Genomic DNA, 5,105 nt, shown 5'->3' with positions numbered 1-5,105 from the left:
CCGAGCCAGACCAGCGGCCGGGACCGCCACGGGGAGCGCTTGTCCCGCACGTCGGCGTCCGCGGCGGCGGTGATCACCAGCAGGTACGCGACGGCCCAAGCATGGCTGGTGGGATGGGGTGGCCACGCTCTCACCCACGGCCTGCGTGGCCTGTGGGATACCAACGCTTTCTATCCCGACAAGTACGGCCTGGCCCTGAACGACAGCCTGCTCGGCTATGCCCCGGCAGGGCTGATAGGCAACGGCGTAGTCGCCGCCGTGCTGCGCTACAACATCCTGTTCGTGCTGGCCTTCGCGCTCGCCTTCCTCGGCGGCTACGCGCTCGTACGCCAACTTGGCGCGAACAAGGTCGCCGCCGCGGTGGCCGGGGCCGCCCTCGCCTACGCGCCCTGGCGCTACGGCCACGCCGGTCACTTGAATATTCTCTCCACCGGTGGCATCACTCTGGCCCTGGCGATGCTGGCGCGCGGCCACGGACTCTCGTTCACCCGCGGCTACCTTCCCGAACGAGTCCGGCCGGGATGGGCGTTCGCTGGCTGGCTCGTCGCGGCCTGGCAGGTCAGCCTGGGCTTCGGCGTGGGGCTGGGATTCGTATACGTCCTCGCCGCCCTCTGCCTGATCACACTGACAGCCTGGCTGATCCACCGCCCACGCCTTGGCCTCCGGCTGATCGTCAGTGATCTGATCGGCGGGCTGGTCTTCACCGCGGTGACCGGATACTTCGCATACGCGTACCAACAAGTCCGCGAGCTCAACCCATATGTCACCCGGGACTGGGACTACGTCGCGTACTTCTCCCCGACACTGCGCGGACTTCTCGTGGCGCCGCAGTCCTCCCTGCCCTGGGGCACCCTGCACAACGACGCCCGCATCGCTCTTGGTGGCGCACCGACTGAGAAGGTGCTGCTGTGCGGGTACGCACTGTATCTACTGGCCTTCGCCGGCCTCTTCCTGTCCCGCTGGTCACCGACGCAACGGCTTCTGCTGCTGCTTGGAACGGTCGTCGGATTGCTGCTCGCGCTGGGCACGAACGGGCCGATCTACCGCCTGCTCTATCTTTACGTGCCCGGGTTCGATGGATCCCGTACACCAGGCCGGTTGATCTTGTGGCCCACTCTCTGCCTGGCCATCCTCGCTGCCGGCCTGGTCACCCACCTGGCCGACGTGGCTCGCAGAGGTGCCAAGCCCAAATGGTCGGTGGAAGAGGCACGGCTACTGACCGTTCCGTTGCTGGTCCTCGTGCTAGCTGAGGGCCTGCCTAACCTGGACCACCCCCAAACCCCAGCCAAACCGGCCGCGATGGCGCTAGCCTCCGCGCACGCCCCGATCATGGTATTGCCGTCCAACGACGGCATCGACCTCCACGTCCTACTGTGGTCGACCGACGGTTTTCCCGCCATCGTCAACGGTGCGGCCAGCTACACCACACCCAACCGTCAGGCGATCCGCGACGTCATGACGACCTTCCCCAGCCAGCCGGCCTTGGATCGGTTGCACCAGCTCGGCATCCGCAGCGTCGTCCTGCTCCGCGACCGGGTCCACGGCACCCCATACGAACCACTGCTCAACATCACCGACGTACCCGGCATCACCCGCCACGACGTCGGGCCAGACGTGGTTTACACCATCGACACCAACACGAAGTGATGTTGGGCGTGGCCCCGGGATACGAGGATCGTTCTGTCTGAACGCGGTGATCCGTGCGGTCAGGGTCGGAGGCAGGTGCCCTGAGGTAGCGGGCCGGCGGCGTGTACCTGGTCCGGATCCTTGTGGAGGCGCTGGTATCCGTAGACGCAGACCTGTCCGACGAGGACGCCGAAGGCAACGGTGTCGGCAACGGCGGGATCGTCGGGGCGGGCCAACCGGACCTGGGGGTGATTCTCGCTGACCGTCGCCAGCAGCGACCTGACATGTTCCGGTGTCGCCGGTTGCTCGGCCCAGGCCATGACGGCGTCGCAGGGTTCGTGTTCGACGTTGCAGCGACTGAGGACGTTGCCGGAGAGAGCGCGCGCGACGGACTGTCTGGCGGTCTCGGCGGCCCGGGCCTGAGCGGGGTCCAGCGGCGTGCGTCGGGCGAGGTCGGCGAGGAAGCGATCACAGTAGTCGGCGTCGGCGTCGCTGTTCCTGATGCAGGCGACACCGGATCGCGACGAACCGGGTGCGCCCTGGCCGGCGGATGTGCCGGTGGAGGCCGGCCCGCAGCCGCTGAGCGCGACGGTCACGATGGCCGCCCAGGAGGCGAGCCGCCGGCGGCGAGTCGGGTGGGGCGTGTTCGGTGGTGACGATGGGTGCGTTCGGTGCGGCCGCCGGGTCCTGGGCGGGCTCGCAGACGTTCGCGGACCTGCCCGACGACGCCGCGATCGCCGCCCTGGCCGAGCGGGCCAGCGGATCCACCGGTGACACCGTCCAGATGCGCATCCCGTCGCCGTGGCAGGAAGGGTCGATCTCGACGACCACCGTTGTCGGCGGCACCTGGGACGCCCAGCAGGCTCGGCAGCGGTTCGCGGCTGACGGGTGGTCGGTCTCCGACATCGCACCGATCGACGGGCGGGCGGTCACGTTCAACCCCGACACCAGATCCCGCGTCGACCTCCCGATGCGCAACTCGACGTTCAGCGCCAGCTCGGGCGGGTTGACACTCCAGGTGCGGGGCTACCTCACCGCCGACCGCGGCTCTGTCCACGTCATCGGTTGGTCACAGAGCAGAGCATCGTTCCTGCCGCTGATCGTGACGGGCACCGTGCTCGGACTCCTCGTCGGATGGCTGATCGCAGCGGCCCTTGCGTACCGGATCGTGGAGGCGTCGGCCGAACGGCGGCGTACCTCCGCCGGGCTCTGGGTCGGGGCACTGATCGCGCTCGCCCTGCCAGCGGCAGCCCTCTACGGCAACGTGCTGCGGGCATTCAGGGACCACGGCGACGTCGGCCCGGTCTTCACCGTGCACAGCGCGTTCACCCCCGGCGCCTACTACCCGTTCGGGCCGACCTGGCAGATCCTCGCCCTGACCATCGCCGGGGTCGTGCTTGCGGGCGCCGCGATCCGGCTCGCCCGCCCCGGCGCCCAGCCGGGAACGCGAACAGCGGTGGTAGCGAGCTGAAACTCCGCCGCTGTTGTCCGGCTCCAGGGCCGGTAGGGCGTGATCGAGCCCGGGGGATGCGAGGAGAAGGCCCTCCGGGTGGGGCCTTCTCGTCGGTTGTGGTCAGTGCTGCTTGGCGTACCCGACGAAGGCCTTCCAGGCCGCCGGGTCGATGCGTAGGGTGCCGCCGTCGCGGTCCTTGGTGTCGCGCACCAGGACCACGGTCGGCAGATTGTCGGCGACCTCGACGCAGGACCCGCCGTTGCCACCGGACCGGGTCGACTTGCGCCACTGTGGGGTCAGCATGCCCATGACTTCGCCACTTCCTTGATCAGCTCGGTTGACTGCCGGCGGGGGAGCGCCTCGTTTCGCACGATCTCCCACGTCTTCGCCAGCTTAGCGACGTCGGTCGGTGCATCGACGAACTGCGCGGTCAGCTGGTTGTCCGCGTGAGCCACCCGCTCACCGTCGGGCATCTCGGCGATGATGAACTGCCCCGCCAGCCCCAGATACATCCCAGCATCCGTCGGGACGATGTGCACCTGGATATGCTCCACCGCCGTCAACTGGGCGAGGTGTTCGCACTGCTCGACCATCAGCCCCGGCTGGTCGAGCACCGGCCGGCGCAGCACCGCCTCGTCCAGCACGGCGATGAGCTGCGGCGGGCGCGGGCGGTGCAGGATCGCCTGGCGCTCCAGCCGGGAGGCGACGATGCGGTCCACGTCCTCGGCGTCGAAACGGCCACCGGCCAGCGTCGCGCGAGCGTACCGCTCGGTCTGGAGCAGGCCCGGCACGTACGCCAACTCGAACCAGCGCAGCGTCGTCGCCTCCCGCTCGAACTCGATCCACTCGCGCAACCAGGCCGGCTCGGCGTCGAGCCGGGCCAACCCCTCCAGCATGCGCAGGAAGCGCCCGCCGGTCTGGTGGTGGGTGTCGACAACCCTCATGTACTCCTTCGTGGGTGGCCGCCCGCCGGTCTCCACCGAGCTGACGTGTGAACCCGAATAACCGATGCCCCGGCCGAAGTCGTCCTGACTGAGCCCAGTTGCCGCCCGGAGCAGACGCAACTCCTCCAGCACGTAGTCGGTGACAGTCCCCATCGGTTCCCCAACCTTCGCTCAGTCTGGCTCGGCGTGTCCCTCATGAGTGCTCACCTGGACCGCTGAGCTGCACGGATGGCGCGAGCACGTATCGACGGTAGTCGCGTCATCACCAGACTGTCACCAGTGGCGGGTCCGCCGGTGGCCGGAATGGCGGCGGTGGGCCCTGCACCCGGGGTCGCTCCCGTTCCCCCTTGCGGGAGCGGCCCCTTCCCTGCCCCCGAGGAGGTCACTGTGCTCACCCCGATAGTCAAGGCGCCCTCGGCGCGGTGGCGGTGATGGTGGTCCGGCCGCCCGTCCCGCACGTTGCCATGCGCCCGCTGTGGCGGTGCCGGAACTGTGGCATCGAGTGGCCCTGCCAACCGGCCAAGCTCGCTCTGCTGACGGAGTACCGGACCGAGCGGACCGCACTGCTGATCTATCTGGGCACTCTGATGCACGAGGCGACGAACCAGCTCACCCAACTCCACCCGGATCATCCGCCGATCCGGATGACCGAGCGCTTCCTCTCCTGGGCCAGGTCCCGGGGCTGACGCTCGGCCCGCCGTGAACGATCCCAGCAATGGATCAACCGTCAGGCGGGTCTGATCGACTCCGCTTTCTGCAAGGCGGGCCTTCCTTGGCACGGTGATAGCGCGCCTTCCAGGAAGTCGAGTTGATCATGCCCTCGTGGTGTGGCCGGCCCAGGGCGGCCGAGTCGATCAAGCGGCGTCGGGGCGTGGGGCACAGAGGGCGGGTGGCGGTGCGCATGCTCGCTGTGACAGCCAGGTTTCGCGACTTCACGCGTGGGGCAGAGTAGCCGTTACAGAGCGTCCGCGCCGGAGTTTTCGCAGCTCACCGGCTCGGAACCGTCTCGCCGTGCGCCGGGGCACGGATGCCCCTCCCCGGTTTCGTGTCGAGGCCGGAGACGCCAGCATGCTGGATTCCGG

General features: G+C 68.8%; 6 protein-coding genes. 3 read left to right on the top strand and 3 right to left on the bottom strand.

Annotated elements, in window-relative coordinates; translation table 11 throughout:
- Positions 1–1,647 (top strand): hypothetical protein (locus tag ACWCO3_RS31280; protein ID WP_450013481.1); only part of this gene is annotated, 1,647 nt, incomplete at its 5' end.
- A gap of 59 nt (positions 1,648–1,706) precedes the next feature.
- Here ACWCO3_RS31280 and ACWCO3_RS31275 read toward each other — a convergent pair.
- Positions 1,707–2,222, bottom strand: coding sequence for a hypothetical protein (locus ACWCO3_RS31275; protein WP_450013479.1), 516 nt, complete (start codon positions 2,220–2,222; stop codon positions 1,707–1,709).
- 62 nt (positions 2,223–2,284) lie between these two features.
- Here ACWCO3_RS31275 and ACWCO3_RS31270 point away from each other — a divergent pair, with 62 nt between their 5' ends.
- Positions 2,285–3,097: a hypothetical protein gene (locus ACWCO3_RS31270; RefSeq protein WP_450013477.1), complete on the top strand. Its 813-nt coding sequence runs from the start codon at positions 2,285–2,287 to the stop codon at positions 3,095–3,097.
- A gap of 102 nt (positions 3,098–3,199) precedes the next feature.
- On the opposite strand, the gene ACWCO3_RS31265 is transcribed toward ACWCO3_RS31270, so the two are convergent.
- Positions 3,200–3,382: a DUF397 domain-containing protein gene (locus ACWCO3_RS31265; RefSeq protein ID WP_357929397.1), complete on the bottom strand. Its 183-nt coding sequence runs from the start codon at positions 3,380–3,382 to the stop codon at positions 3,200–3,202.
- Entirely contained in the window at positions 3,376–4,176 is an 801-nt protein-coding gene (locus ACWCO3_RS31260) for a helix-turn-helix domain-containing protein (protein ID WP_357929157.1), read from the bottom strand. The genes ACWCO3_RS31265 and ACWCO3_RS31260 overlap by 7 nt, the downstream gene beginning before the upstream one ends.
- A 278-nt stretch (positions 4,177–4,454) precedes the next feature.
- Between ACWCO3_RS31260 and ACWCO3_RS31255 the strand changes: the two genes are divergently transcribed.
- Entirely contained in the window at positions 4,455–4,709 is a 255-nt protein-coding gene (locus ACWCO3_RS31255) for a flavin reductase (protein ID WP_357929155.1), read from the top strand.
- Positions 4,710–5,105: the final 396 nt, after the last annotated feature.

It is taken from the genome of Micromonospora sp. NPDC002411 (genome assembly GCF_053592955.1).
Note: the sequence above shows the minus strand (reverse complement) of the source record. Positions and strands in the feature narration are given on the sequence as shown.

What these genes read in the sequence shown, in the direction of transcription:
- ACWCO3_RS31270 (WP_450013477.1), top strand. Translation starts at nt 2,285, where the DNA reads ATGGGTGCGTTCGGTGCGGCCGCCGGGTCCTGGGCGGGCTCGCAGACG.
- ACWCO3_RS31265 (WP_357929397.1), bottom strand. Translation starts at nt 3,382, where the DNA reads ATGCTGACCCCACAGTGGCGCAAGTCGACCCGGTCCGGTGGCAACGGC.
- ACWCO3_RS31260 (WP_357929157.1), bottom strand. Translation starts at nt 4,176, where the DNA reads ATGGGGACTGTCACCGACTACGTGCTGGAGGAGTTGCGTCTGCTCCGG.
- ACWCO3_RS31255 (WP_357929155.1), top strand. Translation starts at nt 4,455, where the DNA reads ATGGTGGTCCGGCCGCCCGTCCCGCACGTTGCCATGCGCCCGCTGTGG.